This is a genomic window from Natronomonas sp. (assembly GCF_046710025.1).
Classification (GTDB): domain Archaea; phylum Halobacteriota; class Halobacteria; order Halobacteriales; family Haloarculaceae; genus Natronomonas.
On sequence record NZ_JBKEGK010000230.1, the window covers coordinates 1 to 3,968 of the forward strand.

At 64.9% G+C, this 3,968-nt stretch carries 5 protein-coding genes; all 5 read left to right on the forward strand.

All coding sequences use genetic code 11. The features are described from left to right. Positions 1-295 precede the first annotated feature (295 nt). Positions 296-835 carry a precorrin-6Y C5,15-methyltransferase (decarboxylating) subunit CbiT gene (gene cbiT / locus ACI944_RS12645; protein WP_411719397.1) on the forward strand — a complete coding sequence of 180 codons (540 nt, stop codon included), beginning with the start codon at positions 296-298 and terminating at the stop codon, positions 833-835. Further along, on the forward strand, positions 832-1,680 hold the full coding sequence (locus tag ACI944_RS12650; RefSeq protein ID WP_411719398.1) for a cobalt-factor II C(20)-methyltransferase: 849 nt from the start codon (positions 832-834) through the stop codon (positions 1,678-1,680). The genes cbiT and ACI944_RS12650 overlap by 4 nt, the downstream gene beginning before the upstream one ends. Then, positions 1,673-2,590, forward strand: coding sequence for a cobalt-precorrin-4/precorrin-4 C(11)-methyltransferase (locus tag ACI944_RS12655; protein WP_411719399.1), 918 nt, complete (start codon positions 1,673-1,675; stop codon positions 2,588-2,590). The genes ACI944_RS12650 and ACI944_RS12655 overlap by 8 nt, the downstream gene beginning before the upstream one ends. A 3-nt stretch (positions 2,591-2,593) precedes the next feature. Beyond that, positions 2,594-3,595 carry a cobalt-precorrin 5A hydrolase gene (gene cbiG, locus ACI944_RS12660; RefSeq protein ID WP_411719400.1) on the forward strand — a complete coding sequence of 334 codons (1,002 nt, stop codon included), beginning with the start codon at positions 2,594-2,596 and terminating at the stop codon, positions 3,593-3,595. Next, positions 3,592-3,968 (forward strand): SAM-dependent methyltransferase (locus tag ACI944_RS12665; protein WP_411719401.1); only part of this gene is annotated, 377 nt, incomplete at its 3' end. The genes cbiG and ACI944_RS12665, both read left to right, overlap by 4 nt.

Below are 3,968 nucleotides of genomic sequence, written 5' to 3' on the forward strand. Positions count from 1 at the left end.
GGTTCTTGAAACTCCTCCAGTAGTACTGCTTGCATTACGGTGATACTTATTTTGTTATTCTGCATTAAAATTTATGTACATTCCCAGTTGTTAGTTATTGATTCGTCTTGTTAATTTCTAGTAAGTGAGATCTATCGCATAAATCCGCATTTCGATCGAAGAATAACTGATTCCGATTATCGGCAGGGGATCCCGGTGGTACGAGTCCGTGTCCCTACATGTTAACGCGTTGCTTAAAATCTACTTGTCCTAAAACAACCACAATTGTTTTGTCGGTTGATGCGGTTGTACATCTATGGCACGCACAGCGCTTCCACACGATGCCAAGGCCGGGCCGACGAAGCCGGAGGTACGGTCCGTCACGCTCGGGAAACTCGGGCTCGACGGCTCCGACCACTTCGTCGAGGTCGGTTCCTGCACCGGCGCGGTGACGATCGAGGCCGCTCGCCATGCCGGGAGCGTGACGGCGATCGAGCGCAAACCGAATCGTCTCGAGGCGACCCGAAAAAACCTCGCGGCCAACGGGATCGAGGGCGTCGAACTGGTCGACGGGGAGGCCCCCGACGCGCTGCCCGGCGACGCCGACGCCCTCTTTCTCGGTGGGTCGCGGAACTACGCCGCCGTGCTCGATTACGCCGCCGAAACCGGCGTCGATCGCGTAGTCATGAACGTCTCGCGGCTTGAGGTTGCGGGCGACGCCGTCCGGGCGTTCCGCGAGCGGGACCTCTTCGAGGAGGTCATCCAGATGCAGGTGTCGACGGGCTACGAACTCGCCGGCGCGACGAGTTTCGACTCGGACAACCCGGTCTACATTATTTCGGGGGGATCGACATGACGCTGTACGGCGTCGGACTCGGTCCCGGAGACGCCGATCTCATTACGGTCAAGGGTCGCGAGGCGCTCGAAGCCGCTGACGTTGTCTACACACCTGGCCGGCTCTCCCGAAGCGTCGCCACGAAGTACGTCGAGGAGGACCAGTTGGGCGACCTCGACTTCCCGATGACACGGGACGAGGACAAACTCCGAGAAGCCTGGAAAGCCGCCGCCGCCGAGATCGCCCCGACCGCCGCCGAGGGCAACGCGGCGTTCGTCACGCTGGGCGATGCAAACGTCTACTCGACGTTCGGCCACCTGCGCCGCACCCTCGATCGGTTCCACCCCGACGTCGATGTCGAAGTGATACCCGGCGTCTCGACGGTGACGGCCTTCGCGACCGCCTTCGACGTCGAGATCACCGCGGGATCAGAACTCGTCCTCCGGGAGGCCGCCCGCGGCGCCGCCCCGGTCGGCCCGGATCGGCTCGTCCTATTCAAGGTGACGGACGTGCCGACGACCCACGAGAAGCTTCAAGAGGCAGGCTACGACGTGACGTACGGCCGCCGGCTGTTCATGGACGGCCACGAGACGATTATCACCGACGACCCCTCCCGGCTCGATGAGCGCGATTACTACACCGTGGCCTACGCCGAGAAGCCCGGTGTCGGTGAGGCGCCAGCGACGGCCGCCTTCGGTACCGAAACGGAGGCCGACGGCGGCGACCGATCCAGTCGCTCGGTGGGTTCGTGGTCCTCCTCGAACCCGGCCGGGGGCGACGGCGGGGCGGTTTCCGACCAACTCGCAACCGCCGAGTCGGCCGGTGACGGCGAGGCGTACCGGACTTCGGAGGGAAACGATGACTGACGCCGACGACAGCACCGACGGCGACCCCTCACCCGACCCCCAGGCCGCAATCGATGCCCAACGCGAGAAACACGCCCACGAACGCGACGAGCGCGTCTACAAACACACCGCGGGCGACGAACGCGAGGGGATTCCATTCATCGGCGCTGGGCCGGGCCATCCTCGCCTGTTGACCGTCGCCGGCAAGGAGGCTCTCGAGGCGTCCGACCTCGTGGTTCACGCCGGTTCGCTAGTCAACAGCGAAGTGCTCGAGGCTTACTGCGACCACGCTGAACTGGTCAACAGCGTCGGCAAGGACTTAGAGGAGTTGGTCCCCCTGATGCGGGACGCGTACGAGGACGGCCGAACGGTCGTCAGGCTCCACAGCGGCGATCCGGCGATCTACGGGGCCGCCCTCGAACAGATGGACGCCTTAGAACACGAGGACGTGCCGACCTACATCGTCCCCGGCGTCACCTCGGCCTTCGCGGCGAGTGCAACGCTTCGGACCCAACTCACGCTCAACGAGACGGCCAACCACGTTGCCTTCACCCGGCCGCAGGGCAAGACCCTCGACGCCGAGGACGACCACATCGCCGACTTCGTCGAGATGGGCGACGTGACGACCTGCATTTACCTCGGTACCCACGCCGTTGCCGACACGATGGACCGACTCGTCGAGGCGGGAATCGCCCCTGACACGTCCGTTTCGGTCGTCTACCACGCCTCCTGGCCCGACGAGGACATCATCGAGGGGACGGTCGGCGACATCGGCGAGAAGATCGACGACGCGGGCTATCGCGCCTCCGCGATGGTGTTGATCGGCGACGCTGCGGCGGGGGCAGGCTACGAGCGATCCTACCTGTACGGCGGCTGGGCGAATCAAAGCGACAACGACACCGAAACCGAGAGCACCTCGGACGACGATTGACCCATGAGCACGGATACGAACACGGACGGCGACGGGAGCACCGACGACGGCGGAACTGACGACTCGGGCGGACACTGCTCGACACCGGACTCCGACGGCGAAGTCGCCGAGGAGATCGGGATCGTGAGCTTCGAGCGAAAGCTGCCCGTCGCGGAGGACATCAAAGCGGAACTTCGCGATGATTACGAGTCGATCGAGATTCTTGAGTATCACGGCGACGTCTTCGAGGAGCACTGGGGCGAGTACGACTGCTTTGTCGGCCTGATGGCATCGGGGATCGCGATGCGAAAAACCGCCGGCCTGCTCGATGACAAGTGGGACGACCCCGCCGTCGTCGTGATCGACGAGGAGTTGACCTGGGCGATCCCGCTGACCGGCGGCCACCACGGCGCGAACCAGGTGGCACACGACCTCTCGAATCTCGGCGCGGTCCCGGCGATGACGACCGCCAGCGAGGCGGCTGGCAAGCAGGGCATCGAGTCGAAGGCGAAGGCGCTCGACGCCCACGTCGTCAACGGCGACTCGACGGTGGCGACGAACCTCGCCGTTTTGAACGACGATCTCGAGGTGGTCGAACGCCTCGACGGCCCGCGCGCCGTCTTGGTCGGCGACGACGTGACTGTGATGAAGCGAAACGACGAGGGGGTCGTTCTCGGGACCGGCACAGTCAGCGACGTCGGCACGGAGCAGGTACTCGACGCCTGGGAGACCGCCCTCGACGATCTCGACCTCGACTTTTCCGATGTAGAGTTTGTCGCCACCGCGACCCGAAAAGAGGGCGAGGAGGGTCTCTACGAGGCCGCCCAAGAGATCGGGGCGGGCGTCATCCTGTTCGAGAAGGAGACGCTGCTCGACCACGAGGGCCCGACCCCCTCACGTGCGAAGGAGCTGATCGGGTGGCCGGGGATCGCCGAGTCCTCGGCGATCGCCGGTGGGCGCGAGCACGAACTGCTCCGCGAGAAGGAACGATTCGACGATGCGGTGACCGTGGCGGTGGGCAAATGACGGCTGACGCGACCGACCCCCCGGAGGAGTACGGTACCCTCTACGTCGTCGGGATCGGCCCCGGACTCCCCCACGCGATGACCCAGCGCGCGGCGAACGTGATCGAGACCGCCGACTGCGTCATCGCCTCGAACCTCTATCAGGAGTTCCTCCGAGAGGACGAGACGATCCCGACGGCGGACGGTGAGACGGCCGCTGACGGCGGCGCGGCGGCCGCCTCGCGACCGGACAACTGGACCGACGGGGCGGTCTTGCCCCGCCCCGACGGCACCCAACAGGAGATCGTCCGGTCCTCGATGGGCCAGCAAGTCGAGTTGACGCAGGAGGCCTTCGACCGCGTCCGGGCAGGCCAAGACGTCGCCCACGTCTCCGG